The 18,595-nt window shown below is 68.5% G+C and carries 6 protein-coding genes and 2 pseudogenes; 4 read left to right on the forward strand and 4 right to left on the reverse strand.

Going from position 1 to position 18,595, the window contains the following annotated elements; genetic code table 11:
* The first annotated feature begins 541 nt into the window (after positions 1 to 541).
* Positions 542 to 1,732 carry a cytochrome P450 family protein gene (locus SCWH03_RS22300; RefSeq protein ID WP_173266074.1) on the forward strand — a complete coding sequence of 397 codons (1,191 nt, stop codon included), beginning with the start codon at positions 542 to 544 and terminating at the stop codon, positions 1,730 to 1,732.
* A gap of 48 nt (positions 1,733 to 1,780) precedes the next feature.
* On the opposite strand, the pseudogene SCWH03_RS22305 reads toward SCWH03_RS22300, so the two are convergent.
* Positions 1,781 to 3,041, reverse strand: a pseudogene (locus SCWH03_RS22305) (ISL3 family transposase).
* Positions 3,042 to 3,480: 439 nt separating this feature from the next.
* Between SCWH03_RS22305 and SCWH03_RS22310 the strand changes: the two are divergent.
* A pseudogene (locus SCWH03_RS22310) lies at positions 3,481 to 4,343 on the forward strand (IS5 family transposase).
* Between the two features lie 107 nt (positions 4,344 to 4,450).
* On the opposite strand, the gene SCWH03_RS22315 reads toward SCWH03_RS22310, so the two are convergent.
* Together SCWH03_RS22315 and SCWH03_RS22320 are read right to left on the reverse strand one after the other, a co-directional pair.
* On the reverse strand, positions 4,451 to 4,837 hold the full coding sequence (locus SCWH03_RS22315) for a hypothetical protein (RefSeq protein WP_173266075.1): 387 nt from the start codon (positions 4,835 to 4,837) through the stop codon (positions 4,451 to 4,453).
* Positions 4,838 to 5,497: 660 nt separating this feature from the next.
* On the reverse strand, positions 5,498 to 11,767 hold the full coding sequence (locus tag SCWH03_RS22320) for an RHS repeat domain-containing protein (RefSeq protein ID WP_254076944.1): 6,270 nt from the start codon (positions 11,765 to 11,767) through the stop codon (positions 5,498 to 5,500).
* Between the two features lie 415 nt (positions 11,768 to 12,182).
* Here SCWH03_RS22320 and SCWH03_RS22325 point away from each other — a divergent pair, with 415 nt between their 5' ends.
* Positions 12,183 to 15,203 (forward strand): VCBS repeat-containing protein, encoded by a 3,021-nt coding sequence (locus SCWH03_RS22325; RefSeq protein WP_173266076.1) that lies wholly within the window; start codon positions 12,183 to 12,185, stop codon positions 15,201 to 15,203.
* Positions 15,204 to 15,315: 112 nt separating this feature from the next.
* Here SCWH03_RS22325 and SCWH03_RS29325 read toward each other — a convergent pair whose 3' ends face one another.
* Positions 15,316 to 16,419, reverse strand: coding sequence for a transposase (locus SCWH03_RS29325; RefSeq protein WP_272491104.1), 1,104 nt, complete (start codon positions 16,417 to 16,419; stop codon positions 15,316 to 15,318).
* Between the two features lie 508 nt (positions 16,420 to 16,927).
* On the opposite strand from SCWH03_RS29325, the gene SCWH03_RS22340 reads away from it, so the two are divergent.
* Positions 16,928 to 17,509, forward strand: a complete 582-nt coding sequence (locus SCWH03_RS22340) for a DDE-type integrase/transposase/recombinase (RefSeq protein ID WP_272491105.1) — start codon at positions 16,928 to 16,930, stop codon at positions 17,507 to 17,509.
* Positions 17,510 to 18,595 lie beyond the last annotated feature (1,086 nt).

Below are 18,595 nucleotides of genomic sequence, written 5' to 3' on the forward strand. Positions count from 1 at the left end.
CGTGGGCGGTGGCCCGCCCCACCGCGCCGACCAGCAACTCGGCGCTGGCCGGCGGGCGGCTGGAGGTGCAGCGGGTCGGTGGGCAGACTGCCGCCCGTGAAGTACGCCTCTTCGACCGGAAGTTCGGCCGTGGTGACGCTCTCCCGGCCGACGGTCGTCTCGGAGCCGCCGCCGGAGCGGGCTGCCCGCAGCTCGGTCAGCGGACGCCGGCCGTCCACTCGCTGTCGCTGAAGACCGGCAGCCGCAGCGTCATCGCCGAGGTCCGGTCCGTCCGGTTCCAGGGAATTCTCTTCGAAGAGGCTGCGGGTCGGGCCTGCGTTCGCCGGGACGATACCGAGTCGGGCGCCGCCCCTTCATGTGGAAGCAGCAGGGGATCACCCCATCACGGTAGCGGGGTGCAGCCATCGCCCGGGGGTTCTTGGCCGGGCGTCGCCCGCTGTATGGGACGCGTGGGAGTGTGGGAAGCGGTATTGGACCGGCGTTGTCCGGTGCCCGGGATCGAGCCCGGGAGAGGCCGAACGGGAGCAGCTAGGGTGGCCGTATGGATCTTGCGGACGATTTGATGACCCGCCCATACGATGTCTACGGTCGGCTGCGGACCACTTCCCCGGTGCACCGCATCACGGGAACGGATGGGCAACCTGCCTGGCTCGTCACCCGGTTCGACGATGTTCGCGCCGCCCTTGCCGATCCGCGCCTGTCGCTGGACAAGACGCATGCGCGCGAGGGCAACTACCGAGGGCTGTCACTGCCTCCGGCCCTGGACGCCAACCTCCTGAACATGGATCCGCCCGACCACACCCGTCTGCGTCGTCTTGTCGGACGGGCTTTCACCCAGCGGCGGGTCGAGCAGCTGCGCGCACCGATTCGCGCCACCGCCGACCGGCTCCTGGACGCTCTGGGGGAGCAGGGCACCACAGACCTGATCACGTCCTACGCGGCCCCCCTGCCGATCACGGTGATCTGCGATCTTCTCGGTGTCCCGGACAGCCACCGGCGGGACTTCCGCGCCTGGACGACAGCGCTGATCGCCCCGGAGCCGGGCCGTCCTCAGGCCGCCAAGGAGGCCATCGTGGCCATGCTGGGCTTCTTCAAGGAGCTCATGGCCCACAAGCGGCGCGAGCCGGCCGAGGACCTCCTGTCCGACTTGATCGCCGTGCGGGACACGGAGGGCGACCGGCTCACCGAGGACGAGTTGATGTCCCTGGCCTTCCTCGTTCTCTTCGCCGGTTACGAGAACACCGTCCAGTTGATCGGCAACGCGATACAGACCCTGCTGCAGCATCCCGACGAGATGGGCCTACTGCGGCAGGACCCGTCCCGGATACACGCCTCCGTGGAGGAGTTCGCCCGCTACGAGGGGCCGGCCCTGCTCGCCATCCGACGCTTCCCCACCCAGGATGTGACGATCGGCGGCGTCCAGATTCCTGAGGGCGAGACGGTCCTGCTGTCCCTGTCCGCCGCCAACCGAGACCCGGACCGCTTCCCGGACCCGGACCGCCTGGACCTCGGCCGCGATGCCGCCGGACACCTGGCGCTCGGCCACGGCATCCACTACTGCCTGGGTGCGCCCCTGGCACGAGCCGAGACCGAGATCGCCCTCGCAGCGCTCCTGGAGCGGTTCGAGGAACTCGAACTCACCGAGAAGGAAGCGCGGTGGCGGCCCTCGCTGCGCGCCCGTGGACTCCTCGATCTGCCGGTGCGCTACCGGGCCACCAGGCCCTCGTCCTGACGGGACACCCGGCGAAAACGGGCTCTCCTGCCGCTTCCGTGGGTGGGGTCAGGCGGTTTGGCGGCCTGGTAGGTGGGGTCCGTGGCCGCCGAGGGTGAGCATGGCGAGGGCGGTGATGGCTTCGGCGGTGTGGAAGCCGAAGCCTCGGCGGATGATCAGGCGGGTCTTGGTGTTGGTGGACTCGATCAGTCCGTTGGACATGCCGGTGGTCAGGGCGGCGCGGATGGCGTTGTAGTGCCGGCGGATGCGGCGCTGGAGGTCGACGAAGGTGTCGATGCGGCAGCGGCGGGGCCAGCCGATCCAGCGGTCCAGGGCTTTCAGGGCGGACCTGGGCCGGGTGCGGGCGAGGGTGAACACGGCGCGCAGGGCTTCCTTCAGGCGCCAGGCGCGGTGCAGGCGGGGGCCGGTGGCGGCGATCCAGGCGAGTTTGGCCGCCTGCCGGTCGGTGAGGTCGGCCTCGTTCTTCCACAGCGCGGAGCAGGAGTCCTTCAGAGCCCGTGCCCGTTCGGCGTCGCCCGCCTCCCGGCGGGCCCGGTTCCAGGACGCGCGGCGTTCGGCATCCAGGGCTTCGGTGGCCCGGGCGATGACGTGGAAGGGGTCCATCACCCGCAGCGCGTGCGGGGCGCGCTCGGCCAGGATCTCGGCGATCCAGGCGGCGCCGTCGGCGCTGACCTGGGTCAGCCGGCCGGCGCGTTCGGCGCCGAGAGCGTCGAAGAAGGCGTGCAGCACGCTCTTGCCGTGGCCGTCGGCCATCCACACCGCCTTCCCGCTGTCGTGGCAGACGACGGCGGTCAGGTACTTCTGTCCTTTGCGGTGGCTGATCTCGTCGATCCCGATGCGGCGCAGCCCGCCCAGCCGGTCGGTGTGCCGGTCGCGGTCGGCGACGTACCGCTCGACGATGTTGCCGACCGTGCGCCAGGAGGTACGCATCAGCTGGGCAGCCCGCGGTCTTGGAGCATTCGGCGGCCAGCCAGGCGGTCTGCTGGTCGAAGGCGTGGGTGTGTCCGGCGCCGTGGCGGGCCCAGGGCACCGCGGCGGCTGTCACCCCGTGCTCGCGGCAGGCCACCCGCGGTGCGTCGGCCTCCAGGAACACCCGGATCACGCCGTGGTCCAGGTCCCGCCACCGGCGGCGCCCCCGTCCCGCGTCGTACCAGGGCGCCGGGCGCCGGCAGCTCCCGCACCGCTGCCGGCGGCGGGCATCGGGCCGTACCGACACGACCACACACTGTTCGCTCTCATCGATCCGCACGCCCTCGACCACGGTGTTCTCCGCCGTCAGGGTCCGCTTCCATATCCTGAAGAGGGACACGCCGTTTTCCTGCTTGATCCAACTTGAGTCTAGAGACCTCAAGGATCACAGAAGCGGCGTGTTTCACGTATCAGACCAGGTCACGGCACCCACACATACGGCAGGAGAGCCATGTTTTGTTTGGAGGGTCGGGCAATCTGCTGTCGTGAGCGGACGTCTGCTCCTGCGGAAAGCCTTTCACCATCTGCTCGATCATCGGGCAGTTCCATGCGGTGACGTCACTTCTCCTGAAGAACAGGCCACCGTCGACCCCAACTGCCGCCCGAATTGATCGGATGGACAAACGCAGCCGCTCGAAGTGAACGAAGCCACCACGGTGGGGCCACTTGGAATGAACAAACGATCTCTATGAGATCGCTAACTGGGGCCAGAACTCACAGGCAGCAGGGGCCAGCAGAAGTGAACGAAGCCACTCGGTCCGCGGCGGTACGCCGGAAGCATGACGAGGCGCCGTCCGTATCCGAGTGATCTGTCCAATGCTCGCTGGGAGTTGATCGAGCCGGTGCTCTCTGTCTGGCGTTTCGAGCGCCGCGGCAGGGCCCTGGCCTTCGGCCGCCCGCCCCGGCATGATCTGCGCGACATCATGGACGCGATCTTGTACGTGGACCGCACCGGGGTCCAGGCCCTACCTGCCGCACGACTTCCCGCACTGGAACACCGTCTACGGCTACTTCGCCAAATGGGCGGATGAGGGCGCATTCACCCAGCTCAACGGCCTGTTCAGGCAGCGCTTACGGGAGAAGGAGGGGCGGAATGCCGAGCCGTCGGCCTGCGTGATCGACGCGCAGAGCGTCAAGACTTCCACAAGCGTCCCGGCCGCCGGCCAGGGCGACGACGCAGGGAAGAGGATCGTCGGACGCAAGCGGAGCATCGTCACCGACACGCTCGGACTCCTCCTCGCCGTGTTCGTCACCGCGGCGAGCGTGCAGGATTCCATCGCACCGGCTCCTCGATCAGGTTGCCGCACAGCACTCCGGCATCCGCAAGGCCTGGGTCGACGGCGGCTACCGCCGGCATCTCGTCGAGCACGCCGCGACCCTCGGCATCGATATGGAGATCACCGCCCGCAAGCCCGGGACCAGGGGCTTCACCCCGATCCCGAAACGCTGGGCCGTCGAGCGGACCTACGGCCGGCTCATGCTCCACCGGCGCCTGGCCCGCGACTACGAGACCCTGCCCACCCGCTCCGAAGCCGTGATCCACATAGCCATGACCAACCTCATGGCCCGCCGCCTCACCGGCGAGAACACCATCTCCTGGCGCGATCCGAAAGAAGCCGCCAAACCTCTCATCTCGGGATGAAACATCGGGCGAAAACGACCTCTAAGGCTCACAAGCCGTGCCCCGACCGGGACGTGGAACTCCAGGCGTCCGCCGGGATGCGGGGCCGTTTCGTTCCGCACAGCGGGTCAGCCGCTGTATAGGAAGTAGGACAGGCAGACCCACGCGAGGACGCCCACCAGTATCGTCCACACGACCGAGGACGGCGGCTCGTACTCATTGGACTCGATCGTCTCCCCGGCCGCCTTCCTGCGGTTGAGCTCCTTCCGCCTGCCGCGGGGGAAGAAGAACATGAGGGACAGCATTGCCAGACCTCCACCGAGGCTGAACAGGAGCATATTCAGTGGCTCCCCTTTGGCCAGCCCGAGGCTGATGCCGCCGGCGAGCGGAATGACGACCCACAGCAGTGGCGTTCGCTGCTTCCAGTTGACGGTGACGGCGTAGTAGCTGAGTGCGAAGACGGCGGTGCCGAGAACGAAGACGACGAGCGCGAGCTCGCGGGAAGCGTGGGACATGATGGACGGTCCTTGGGTCAGTGGTGGGCGAACGGAAGTGATCGGTGGGACAGGAGCCGGGAGGACGGCCCCAGTCCCCTTGTCAGGATGATGGGTGCGTCGGACGACCGGGATACAGGGGTGCCGTGGCGGCCCCGCCCCGCTTGCCGTGGGAAACGGTGTGGGCCGGTTCAGCCGCCGAACAGGGCGTAGGACACACAGATCCAAGCAATGATCGCCGTGACCGTGGCCCATGTCACCCGCTGCGATGGCTCGAATTCCCTGGGCTCGACCTGCTCCCCGGCCGCCCTTCCTCCGGTTGAGCGCTTTGACTCTGCGCGGTGGTGAGAACGCGCCCAGGGCCGCCAGGGCCAGTGTGCTCCCAGGCTGAAGAGGATCATGTCGAGAGACTCGCCCTTGGCCAGTCCGATGCCGATGCCGCCGCTGAGCGGGAGGAACATCCACATTAGGGGTGTCCGCTGGCGCCAGTTCACGGTGACGGCACAGTAACTCAGTGCGAAGAAGGCGATGCACAGGCCAAAGAACGGAAGAACAAACTCGTGGGATGGGCGGGGTATGTCGATCCTCTTGGTGTAGTGGACGGGTTGGATGCGGTGAGAAGCCCGACAGGGTGCCCGAAGATGTCCGGGCACCCCGCATCGGTTAATCCTTCAGGAGGGATCAGCCGGCAAACTCCTTTCTCAGGCCTATCCAGCCTCCGACGTTCGCGGCCGTTGTGTGCAAGCCGATGGACGCGCGTCCGACTCCCCGCTCCATAGCGGTCGTTCCCTTGTGGGCGAGCTTGATGCCGGGTCCGGACAGACCGTCGCCGAGCGCCCCTCGGGCTCCTCGTGCGATGCCGCCGCTGCCCTTGATCAGCTTGACGGCGGCGCCCGCGCCGCCAAGCGTGATTGCGGCGACGGTACCGGCGAGCTGGCCGGCCGCCTTCCCGCCCTGGCCGTTGAGGGCGTAGATGCCTGCGGACGCCAGGCCCGTCGCCGCGGACGCGGCACCGAAGGCGGCGGCCACTCCTTGGCCACCAGGGACCATCGCCGCGACGCCCGCGATGGTCCCGGTGATGGTACTGACATGGCCCAGGATCTCCGCGGCCCGTTCACTGGTGACCGCCCTGCCCACCTTCTTGGCTCCGGACCAGGTGGCCTTCGCCGCTCGCTTGGTGACCGAGGAGGCCTTCTTCACTCCTCGTTTCACCACGCTCTTGGCCTTGGCGTAGGTGCGCTTGACCGCCCGGTAGGTCTTCTTGGCGTACTTCTTGACCACCCGCACGGTGCGCTTGAGGACCTTCTTCGCTGCCCGCGCCACCTTCTTGACGACCCGCTTGACCTTCTTTGTGACCTTTTTGACGACCTTGACGACCTTCTTAGCGACCTTCTTGACCTTCTTGGCGACCTTCTTGACCTTCTTGGTGACCTTCTTGACGGTCTTCTTGATGGCGTTCTTGATCTTGCCGAAGAAGAGACCGTCCGGGTCGGAGAAGGAGACGGGGTTGTTGTTGGCGTAGGTGTAGGGGTTCATCCGCTGCGACTCGGTGTAGTCGACCAGCGGGTCCACGCTGATGAACCGGCCCAGCTCCGGGTCGTAGGCCCGGGCGCCCAACTGAGTCAAGCCCGTGCTGTCCGTGATGCCGCCGACGAAGCCCCGGTCCACCGGCCAGACGTCGGAGAGCATGCCGCGTTCGGCGCCGAACGGGTCGAGCCACCGGTGCGTGACCTCCTGCGTGGTGGCGTCGATCGCGGTCGTGCCGGTGCCGTGGTGGTCGGCGAAGAGGAACTCCAGCTGCCCGTCCGTACGGACCGCGACGGTCTCCCCGTCGAAGTCGTAGTAGCGGGTCCCCGCCTTCTTGCCGTCCGGCTGGAGGAGCAGCTCGTTGCCGCCGGGCAGGTAGAGGGTGGTCCCGAGGGCGTCCTCGCGGAGCATTCGCTCACCGCTGGCGTCGTAGACGTACTCGGTGGTGGCCCTGCCCGGCTCCTCCACCTTGGCGAGTTGGTTCTCCGCGTCCCAGGTCAGCGTCTGCTGCCGGCCGCTCTCCTGACGGGTGACGGTGTTGCCCGTCGCGTCATAGGCGAAAGACTCGGCCGAGGTCGTACCGTTCGCGACCGTCTCGACGGAGGTCAGTGCGTTCGGACCGCCCTGACCCGATCCCGACGGGCCGTAGGAGTAGGTGCGCACCGTGTCCTCGGCCGTGTCACCGCTGGTGTCGTGCTCGACCTCCTTGGTGCGGTTGCCCAGCGCGTCGTAGCTGTACGACGTCCAGTAGGGCCGCGGGCCGCCGACGGTCGCCTTCGACGGGACCGCCGCGCAGTCGTCGGTCGATGTCCACGCCTCGGTCAGGCGCTGGAGCGCGTCGGTCGCGAAGCACTGGGTGTCGGTCTGGAGGTCCTCGCTCTGACCGGTCGCCGTCTTGATGCGCTTGACGTTGCCCGCCGGGTCGTACGTGTAGTGCGTATCGTCGACCCGCTGGGGCGCCGGCGTTCGGTCGGTGGTGACGCGCAACAGCTCACCGGTGTGCTCGTCGTAGGACCAGCTGCGGTACAGCCGACGGGACTGGTCGTTGTACTCCGTACGGAGCACGCGCCCGAACGGATCGTAGACGTTCGAGTTGACCAGCATGCGGCCGCCCGCCGTCAGTCCCTGCGCCTGGTCGTCCCCGTCATAGCGGGTGACCACCCGCTCCGCGGGCAGGTCGCCGATGGCCGGCTGGTTGATCTGGATCAGCAGCCCCGTCTTGTCGTTGTAGGCGAACCCCCAGGAGTACGTGCCGGCCAGGCTTCCCTGTGCGGAGGGGATGACGACCTGGAGGCCGGTGGGCTGATAGTCGTTGGTGTAGCCGGTGACCTTCTGGGTGTACGCCTGCCCGTCCACGTAGCGGTGGGCCTCGGACAGCTCGCCCTTGGCGACCGTGTCGTAGACCCACTCGGAGCGGAGGGTGGATCCCTCCTTGACCGAGACCACGCGGCCGAGTGCGTCGTAGGCCGTCGTCAGGGTCACGCCCCGGGCGTCGGTGGTGGACATCCGGCGGTCCAGGACGTCGTACGTCATCGTGGTGGTGCCCTGGTCCGGGTCCTCGGACCGGATCTCCCGCCCACGGGCGTCGTAGGCGAACGTGCGCACGGTCCCGACCGGGTCGGTGATCCTCTCCAGCAGGCCCCGGGCGTCGTACGCGTACTTCGTCGACTGCGAGGCGGTACGTGCCTCGTTGGTGTACTCGATCTCCTCGACCGGACGGTCCAGCGCGTCGGTGACCGTGGTGCGTGCCGTGTCACCTTCCGGCGGGACGACGGTCGTGTGGTTGCCGTCGTACACCGTGCCGGCCCGGCGCGTCTCGGTACCGTACTTCAGGGCGACCGTCTCGGTCGGGCGGCCCGCTCCGTCGTGGGTGATCCGGACGGTCGCGGGCGCCTTGGTGTCGTCGCCCGCCACGAGGACGGGCTCCGGGTCACCCGTGGCGTAGTAGTCGTCGTAGACCTTCCACTCCAGGCCGCGCGAGTCGTACTGCGTCTCGGTGAGCACCCGCCCGCCGGTGCCGCCCAACACGGGCATCTGGGTCTGGCGTTCGCGCAGCAGGCCGTCGTAGAGGGTGTGGCTGGTCTCCGTCGAGCCGTCGCCGCGCAGCTCCCGCGCCGTGACAGCAGGTGCCTCGGTGTGCGAGATGCGGTACTCGTACGCCGCGCTGGGCGAGTCCGGGTACTGGTCCTTGCCGCGGCCCGGCTCCCACACCTTTGTCACCCGGCCGAGGGCGTCGTAGGCGATGTCCGTGCGGTTGCCGTTGGTGTCGGTCTCGGCGGTCTCCACACCGCGCTTGGCGTCGATCTCGGTGGTGAGCGTGTGGCCGAGCGGGTTGGTGACGACTATTGTCGTCGGCATCCCGGTGGCCGGGACGTACTCGGTGGTCATGGCACGGTTCTGTGTGTCGATCACCGACACCGGCCGCCCGTAGGCGTCGTACGACGTAGTGGCGGCGGTGATGAAGCCGGTGCCCTTGTCGTCGTTCTCGTCCTGGCGGGTGGCGTTACCCTTGGTCGGCGCGGCGCCCAGGCCGGTGGTGCCGTCGTAGTAGGTCCGTTCCTCGGAGATGAGCTCACCGGGAGCGGCGCAGGTGCCGGTGGTGGTCTTCTCTGAGGCCTCCAGCTCCAGGATGTTCGCGCCCGTGTTGCGGGCGTACGTCATCCTGGTGCAGGTCTCGTCGCCGGTCTTGGCGGTGTCTCCGTGGTCGGTCTCCGTGGCGAGCATGCCGTAGGTGTCGAAGGTGCGTTCCGATTCGGTGCGCTGCCAGCCGCCACCCTTCAATGGGCTGCGAGAGGTCTCCTCGGCCACGTCGGTCTGGTGGGCGGTGAGTGCGGACAGACCGGTGCGGGCGCGGGTGGCCGTGGGGCCGCTGAGCCACGGTGTGGTGGTTTCCTCCTCCAGGATCGCTCCGCTCTCATAGGTGGCCTCGGCGCGCTCGACGCCGGCGAACACCGGGTGGTCGGTGGCCTCGTTGCCCTCGAAGTCGGCGACCTTGGCGCCGGCGATGCCGCGGAAGTAGCGGGTGCGGCTGTCCAGCTTGGGGCCGTCGGTGCCGTTGCCGATCTGGGTGCGGACCTCGCCGTAGCCGCGGAAGTCGCTGTAGGTGCGGTGCTCGGCCTTGGTGAACTCGTCGTCACTCTTGGCCCAGGCGGCGCCACCCACGTACGTGTAGTCAGTCTGCTCGGTGGGCGAGCCGCCGACCAGGTCGTTCTCCAGGACGCGGGTGACGACGTACTTGTGGAACCAGTCCTTGACCGGCTTGTAGTCGGCGGCCGGGGAGTCGGCCGAGGACCAGTAGACCGGGTAGCAGCGCTTGGTGTTGGTCGACTCCGCGGGCAGGTTGCCCGGGACGCAGTCGGGCGCCGAGTACGTCACGCCGATGCTGGATCCGCTCTCGGTGTTCACCTGGCGGACGCGGTATCGGGTGATCGGCGGGATGCCGTCGCCGGTGGTGTCGACGCGGTTGGCGAGCTGCTCGCCCAGGAAGGTGACCTCGGGCAGCTTCTGCGCCGGCTCGGCGGTGTGCCCGTTGCGGGTGATGCCCGCCAGCCACAGCGCCGGGGTGGTGCCGTCGCCCGGGTCGGGGAACTGGTGACGCAGGTCCCAGCTGTCCACGGCGGCGTAGGAACCGCCGGCCAGCACCTTGGTCGTGATCTTCGTCAGCCGCTTGGTGGTCCAGAAGGTCGGCGCGATTTTCGCCTTGCAGTCCTCGCCCTCGCGGCAGTGCTGGTCGACGGGGACGTCCGGCCAGCGCTTGGCGTTGGCGGCGGTCATCTTCGACGGGGCGCAGTCGAACGCGGCGTCTGGCAGGCAGCGCTCGGCGACGGTGAACTCCACCTTCGCGGCGGCGGCGTTGGTGCCGTAGACGTTCCCGGCGCGCAGGCCGTACTCGATGCGCAGCGGGTAGCCGCCCCGCTCGTACGCGGTCACCGTGCCGAGCCCGGTGGTGAGGCTGGCATTGCGGGCGTAGCGGTTGGTCTCCGCCGCGTAGTAGTAGGCGGTGGCGTTGTCGTTGGTGTCCACGACGTAGTCGAGGTTCCAGCGCCAGGCCTGCTTGCAGGAGGAGTCCGCGAACGTCGCCTTGTGGCAGGGCTCTGAGGGCTGGTTGCCGTAGACCGGCACGGTCCAGGTGGAGTTGGTCGCAGCATTGCCCGAGGCCCAGCCGGGCAGCCGGTGGTAGCCGAAGTGGTACTGGGTGCCGTCGGTGGTGGTGATCCGCCAGTACTCGCCGTCGTTGTCACCATTGGCGCGGGCGGTGTCCTCCAGCCGCTCGATGCGGGTGCCGTCGTCGTCCTTGAGCTTCCACGTGCCGCTGGCGTCGTCCCGGACCAGTTCGTGGGACTCGCCGCCGAGGGACATCGTCGCGTTGTCGCTGCGCCAGCACAGTTCGCCGTTGTTGGCGGTGTTGTTGCCACCCGACTTGTCGTCGTTGCAGGAGGCGTAGCGGCGCTCGATGTAGTTCTCGGTCATCGACCAGCCGTCGCCCACCCAGTTGGCCTGGTTGTTGGTGGCGGCGGTCCGGCCGTCCAGGGACTGCGAGTTGTAGCCGAGTCCCAGCTCCGGCTCGAGGCCGCCGGGCGTCTCGGGGGTCTGGATGTCGTAGGACCAGTTGAACCCGCCGGAGGAGGAGCCTGCCGCCCAGTGGCCCGACGGGCTGAGCGGGGTCGCCTTGTAGTCGCCTCCGCCGCCAGAGGGGGCGGCCGTGGCGGCGAGCAGGGTGACGCCCCCGGCGGCGGAGCCTACCGCGCGGGCGAGCATGGTCCGGGTGCCGACCTGGACCGGGTCGCCGGCCAGGTCGGCGGTGCCGTCCACGGGCACGTCCGCGGTCAGGGTCTGGTCGTCGGCGTCGTTGTCGCCAGCCAGAGGCTCGGCCGCGGAGCACTTTTCGGCGTCCGGGTCGTCCAGCGCACACTCCGGCAGCCGGACGAAGGAGAGACGGGAGGCCCAGCCGGCGCCGTAGGCCTGCGCGAAGCCGGAGTAGTCGAGGGTGACGCGGACCTTGCCGTCCTCGCCGCCGCCGGTGCCGCGCACGGCCACGACGACGCCCTCGACGCCGAGTTTCCGCGTCGTAGCACGGTCGAGTATCTGGACCTGCGCGGTCTCGGGCGGTGCCGTGTTTCTCGTCTTGCCGCTGGTCTGGGGTAGCCCCACGGAGACCGGCAGCGAGCCGGCTTTGCGAGCTGTCCCTTGCCGCTCGGGCAGGTCGGCCTCGCCGACGACCGCCCGGGGCCACTCGACCTCCGCAACCCGGTTGCGCGCGTCCCGTGCGGCGTCGTCGCGGCCCTTGGCCTTCTCCGGCTTCACCTCGGTGACCGGCACCGGCCTGGTCTCGTCCAGGCCCGGCAGCTTCAGCTCACCGACGGCCACCGCGATGTCGGTGCCCAGTAGTCCGGTGAACAGCGCGGCCGTCGACGTGACGGCCACGCCACGTCTCCATCGGCGTTGCCCGATGGATCTTCTGCGCCGCTTCCCCTTCGCGGCGCCCAGGGTCTTGAACACTCCCGCCCCCTGTCTGTTGCAGAGAAAACGGAGGCAGATTACGCGGACTTTACCGATCACGAAGAGGGTAAATCCGATCTATCGGGCAACCATTGTTGTCCACCAATGAAATGTTTCTAAGATGTAATCAGACGAGACCTGAGTGAATGTCAGGTCAAGGCGACCGTTTACCCTTCTCTGGATTTCGATGAGTATCCGGTGCCGTCGCCCGGCGGCACCGGCGCACTGCGGGCACGCGGTCGTCCACGGACGACCCGGCCCAAGTGCCAGGGAGGGGGAGAGAGCCTTGAGGAAGCAACCGCCTACGCGCGGTTACAGACCAGGGGGGACCGGCCGGCTCATGGCCTGCGCGATCGTCGCGGGCCTGGCGGTCACCGTCCTGCCCGTGGCACCCGCGACTGCCGCGGACACCACACCGCCGGTGCAGCGGACCGAGACCGAACGCGCCCTGGACCGGGCGGTCGACACCGGACAGCGGGTGGAGGTGGTCTCCGAACGCACGGAGTACTCCACCACCTTCGCCAACCCCGGGGGGACCCTCACTCAGGAGACCCACGTCGTCCCGGTCCGGGTTCGCCAGAACGGCCGGCTGGTCATGGCCGACCCGACGCTCATCCGGGGCAAGGACGGCGTCCTGCGGCCCCGGGCCGCGGCCGTCGGCATCGAGTTCTCCGGCGGGGGGGCACCCGACGACACCACCATGGCCACCATCACCCGGGACGGCCGCGCCATGTCGCTGGACTGGGAGGGTACGCTGCCCGAGCCCGTCCTGGACGGTGACACCGCCACCTACCCCGAGGTGCTGCCCGGCATCGACCTGAAGCTGCGCTCCGGGATCACCGGCTTCCAACAGTTGCTGGTCGTCAAGAACCGCGAGGCGGCCGCCCATCCCGAACTCAGGCAGCTCAGGTACGCGCTGCGGGCCGAAGGCGTCACGCCCGAGACCGACGCCGCCGGCAACCTCACGGCCGTCAACGCGGCAGGCCAGGAGGTCTTCACAGCGCCCACCCCCCTAATGTGGGACAGCTCCGGCGTCCCCGCCGAGCCAGCGCCGACCACTGCGCGTTCCGCCGGTGCCGCGTTCGCCGCACCGCAGACCGCCCCCAGGGCGGCGGACGAGGAGCACTCCTTCGACCCGGCCGTGGGCGCCAAGCAGACCGAGCTGCCCACCCGGGTCGACGGCGATGCCCTGAAGCTCACCCCGGACCAGGAGCTGCTCACCGCGCCCGACACGGTCTATCCGGTGCACATCGACCCGTACGTCTCCGGGGGCCGCAACAACTGGGCCGCCGTCGCGAAGAAGTACCCCACGACCGCGTTCTGGAACAAGTCCGACAACGTCGCCCGGGTCGGCTACGAGTCGGACACCGGCGGCACCTGGCGGTCCTTCTTCACGATGGACTCCCGGAACCTGCACGGCAAGAAGATCGTGAAGTCCACGTTCCGGATCAAGAACACCCACTCCTGGTCCTGCACCAAGAAGGCCGTCACCCTCAGCCTGACCGGCACGATCAGCTCGTCGACGACGTGGAACAACCAACCCGGCTGGAGCACGACCCAAGCGACCGTCACGGACGCCAAGGGCTGGTCTTCCTCCTGCCCGGCCGGCAACCTGGAGTTCTCCACGCTCGACGCGGCCACCAAGGCGTCCGCGAACAAGTGGAACACCATTACCCTGGGTCTGAAGGCCAGCGAGACCGACACCTACTCCTGGAAGAAGTTCGACGCCTCCACCGCTGTCATCTCCACCGAGTACAACAGCACGCCGACGGCACCGGGCGCGCTCGACACCGTCCCCAGTACCAAGAACGGCACGGGCTGCGGCGATACCGCGCCGTACGGCTATATCGGTGACACCGACGTCTTTCTGACCGCCAAGGCGAGCGACCCCGACGGCGGCACGGTCAACGTCAAGTTCCACCTGTGGGCGACCGGGCACCATCCCAACGACGACCCCGACGGCGTGCTGATCGTGAACCAGAGCGTGGCCGTCACCTCGGGCGCGGTCGCCAAGCTCAAGGTCGCCAAGAGCGCGCTGGTACCCCACCTGGGCACGGCCAACGGCAACTTCTCGTGGAAGGCACAGGCCAACGACGGCTCGCTGTACTCGGACTGGACGCCGGCTAAGGGCGCGCCCGGCTGCCGCTTCGTCTTCGACCCGAACCGCCCCAGCACACCGCCCGCCGTCTCCTCGGAGCAGTTCCCGAACGGTGACGCGGGCTGGCCGGCCGGCACCAGTCCGGTGCGCACCAAGGGAGACTTTGTCGTCACGCCCGGAGCGGCCACGGACGTGGCCTCCTACGAGTACTGGTCCACCCAGGACACCACCGTGCGCACCGCCACCCCGGCGGCGGCCAACGGCAACGTGACGCTCTCGCTCACCCCGACCAAGGCCGGGCCGCACCACCTGTACGTGCGCAGCCTGGACCGCGCGCGGAACAAGTCCGATCTGCGGGCCTACCTGTTCTACGTCAACGGCGCCGCCGTGCCCGACAAGCCCGGCGACCTTAACGGCGACGGCTACTCCGACCTGTGGGCGGTCGACGACGCGGGCACTCTCCAGCGGTACTTCGGTGACGGTACCGGCGCGGCTGTCAGAGCCTCCGAGGCCGCCTCCGCCGCCGGCCGGTACTCCGACGCGAAGACCACCCGGCGCGGCGACTGGACCGACGACGGCATAGAGGACCTGCTCCTGCTGCGGCCCGATGCCACCGAGCGGCGTGACCGGCTGTGGATCCACGCCAACGACGGAGCCGGCGCGATCGACACCTCGGACGTGCGGGAGCTGAACGTCTGGGAGCCCGAGAACGACCACTGGCAGGGCGCGGGCCAGATCCTCGCGATCGGCGACGTCGACGGTCCCCTGGACCTCGACGGGGACGGCACTATCGGTCCCGACGACCGGCCCGGCCACCCCGACCTGCTCGTCAAGCAGGGCGACCGGCTCTGGCTGTACTTCGGATCGCCGTCCGGTTACCTCGACGAGTACCTTGAGCAGCCCCCGGTGCTGATCGGCGACGGCGAGTGGTCCAGCCACGACATCGCGGCGCCGGGCGATGCCAGCGGCGACGAGCGCGTCGACATGATCGCCCGCAACAGGTCGACCGGCGTCCTGTACCGATATGACGGCACTGGGCCCAATGGTGAGGGCCTGGGAGCTGGTGGCAGCAAGGTCCAGATCGGCACTGGATGGACGCCGTCCAACCGGCCGCTGATCACGTCGGTTCCCGACGTGAAGGGCGACGGCCACCCATCCGTGTGGGCCACGGACTCTTCCGGCAACCTGCTCTTCTACCCGGAGATCAGGGGCGGCGACGTGAACGTGGGCTCGGGGCTGACGGGCTTCCGTTCCCTGAACTGACCCGCCGGAACCGGATCCGGCGGATCCGTCCTGTTGCTCACCGTGTGCTCCGCAGGCCTCGCCCGCGGAGCACACGGCTTTGTCCGGACCCGGGACTCTGTTGCTGAATTCGTCAGCCGGCGAGTTGGTGGCTGAGGCGTTCGAGTCGGCTGGTGCGAGGCTTGCGTAGTGGGTCGGTGGTCCACCAGGCATCGAGGCGGATGATGTTGAGGGCGGTGGCGGAGTAGATGTGCTGGAGGGTGACTTTCGGCAGGCCGCGGTAGCGGGCACGGCGGATGCCGGTGACGTCGAGGGCCTGGTTGATGGTGCCCTCGATGCCGGCGCGGAGGGCGTACTTGGTTCTCCAGGAGTCGGTGTCCTGTTCGGTTCTGGCCGCAGTGGTGCGTTCGTGGAGTTCACGGGGGCGCAGGGTGAGCATGCGGGCGCCGCGGACGGAGTTGGTGCACTTGGTCCGGGAGGGGCAGGGGCGGCAGTCGGTGCGGGCGAAGTCGATCACGATGGCGTCGCGGCCGTGCTGGGTGACCGGATACCAGCCGGCGCTGGTGGTGCCCTGGGGGCAGCGGACCTGACGGGCTTTCCAGTCGATACGGAAGGCGCTCTTGGCGAAGCCTTCGGCGGCCTTGGCCTGGGGCGAGTGGTCGGCCAGGAGCGGGGTGACCATGCTGATGCCCCGGCCCGCCGCTTCCACGACCAGATCGACGGAGGGATATCCGGAGTCGAGGTAGTGCTCGCCCGGGGCGACCTGCCGCCCGGCCAGATTCTGCTGGATGGGCGCGGTGGCCTTGACGTCGGGAACCGTCGCCAGGGTGGTGTGCACGTCGGTGATCAGCCGCAACACGCTCGTACCAGCTTCGGCTTCGGCTTCGGCTTCGGCGGGAGTGTCGCAGGTCTCGGTGAGGTGGACCTTGTAGCCCATCCAGAAAAGGTCGTCGCCCTTGGCCGACCAGCGGGCATCGGGGTCGTAGGGGGAGGCCAGGCGGATATGGCCGGGCGGGACGCCCTCGTCGTCGGCGTCCCGCTTGGTGATCACCTCCCGTCCCCGGGCATCGGTACGGATGCTGTAGGTCTGCACCAAGACCTGCCGCAGCAGGGCCACCGCCTCGATCTCGCGGACCCACACCGGGGCAGTGTCGGACCAGGCCGCCCGGCACAAGGCCAGCGCGTCCTGGCCGAAGACCTGGGCAAGCCGGTCCCGGCCGGTCTTCGAGCCCGGCATCGTCCAGCCGTCGACACGCGGCCCATAGCGTTCGGCAAACTCGGCGACATCGACCACCCCGGCCAGCCAGGACGGCGCCGCCACCGCCAGGGCCTCCAGAGCGGCCCGCACACTCTCCCCGGCCAGCTCGGTGCGGTTCAGGTCACGGACCGCGCTGATCACGTGGGTGGAGTCGGTGCGCTGCTTGCCACCGGCCTTGATCAGCCCGGCCTCGCGGCAGTGCCCGACGAGCCTGTCGAAGAGCGTCCGTTCCAGGCCGTGCCCGACGAGCCGGGCACGGAACCTCGACAACGCGGAGAAGTCAAGCCACAGCGGCCCTGGAAGACCCTCTCCCAGGTCGAACTGGCCACCGCCGAGTGGGTTGACTGGTACTGCCACCGACGCCTGCACGGTGAGATAGGCCACGTACCACCCGCCGAATACGAGACCAGCTACTACCTGACAGCCACGAATCCCCAGGTCACAACCACTAACTGAGATCTCTACCGAACCCGGCCCGGACAAGGGCATCTGGTACCACGCTTACGTCATCATCGACATCTTCAGCCGCTACATCGTCGGCGACACCGTCGAGCGGGCCGAAACGGCAGAGCGGGCAGAGGAGTTGATCCGCGAGGCGATCGAGCGCAACGGCATCGTGTCAGAGACCGTGCACGCGGACCGCGGCACCTCGATGACCAGCAAGAAGGTCTCCCAACTGCTGATCGACCTCGGCATCACCAGGAGTCACTCGCGCCCCAGGGTCAGCAACGACAACCCGTACTCGGAAAGCCAGTTCAGGACCACGAAGTACGCCGCCGACTTCCCGCAACGGTTCGATTCGCTGGCCCATGCACGCGAGTGGATGGACGCCTTCATCACCTACTACAACCACGACCACAGGCACTCCGGGATCGGCCTGCACACCCCAGCCTCCGTCCACTTCGGCACCGCGGAGGAGGTCCGCGACCAGCGGGCCGTCGCTCTCGCCGAAGCATACGAACGCCACCCCGAACGCTTCGCCCGCCGGCCGAAGCCACCCGAGATACCCGGCCAGGTCTGGATCAACGACCCGGCGAAACGCCAGCAACCCGAACCACAAGGTTCGTAGCACCACGAACGTCTCATTTGACTTGACAACTACCGAGGGGGGACGGCGACCGTGTGTCGAGATCCCCAGGGCGCCGCAGGTTCCCGGGCCGCCCGATAGCCAGACCGTCATTCAGGCTGTTCAGGACTGTCCAGGGTGACCGTAACCTCGATTCGTCTGTGGCCTGATCGGTCTGACTGGTCCGACGGTTTGCGCTTTTTGTCCCGTTGGTCGGTGTGGAGGGCCTTCGCGTGTCGCTGCGGGTGCACCGCTTGATCACACGATTGCGGACTCTACGAAACTCGGGGCAGCTCAGTTCTGCTGCACAACAGGCCGCCTGTGCGGGTTGATTGGGCATCGGTCCGGCGATGGCGCCATGCCTACTGGCTGGCGAGCCCACTCTGCGAGCGTGCCTCAGCGCGGCGGACCTCCTAAGCCAGTTTCAATCTGGGGAACAGAATGAAGCATCACGGCCGGGGTGGGCTGGCATGGTCGGGTCATGCCTATCACTGTCGAGTTCTTCGTGGCACCGGATGGTGAGGTGGCTGCTCAGGTCGGGCCGCGGCAGCGCCGTCATGGGTTTCCCGCGTTCGAGTGCGGGTTTTCTCCCCCGACGACGCGGTGGCGGACTGGGAGGTCCTGCTTGCAGTGGGTGTGGCTGCAGGCTCGCGTGATGTGGTGCCGATGAAGAATGACGGCTTCACGGTGTTCGAGCTTCCTTCTCGATTGTGCTCCGCCCCGGTGCAGGCGAGCAGCAGCCGGCTCGTCGATGTTGCGGGTGTATGAGCTTGCCGTAGTCAAAGCCAAGGGCGAGGGTGTGCGAGCCGAGACAGCGGCCGAGATCGTGATGGGGCTGGCGGATCCACCCAACGGGCCATAGGCCCGGACCCCGTGAAACGGGGTCATCTCCCGTGCGCAGCACGGGACTCCCTGGCCCGCGAAGCGGGCCCTTGTTTGGGTGGAGCGAAGCGGAACCCAAACAGTCCGAAGCGAAGCGAAGGACTCCGGCCCGAAGGGCCGGACCTGGCTCGGCGAAGCCGAGCCAGCCGAGCGCAGCGAGGCTGTTCGTTGGCACAGCGCGCAGCGCTGTGGGACCCGCTCCGCGGG

This window comes from Streptomyces pacificus (assembly GCF_011766325.1).
Taxonomy (GTDB): Bacteria; Actinomycetota; Actinomycetes; order Streptomycetales; family Streptomycetaceae; genus Streptomyces; species Streptomyces pacificus.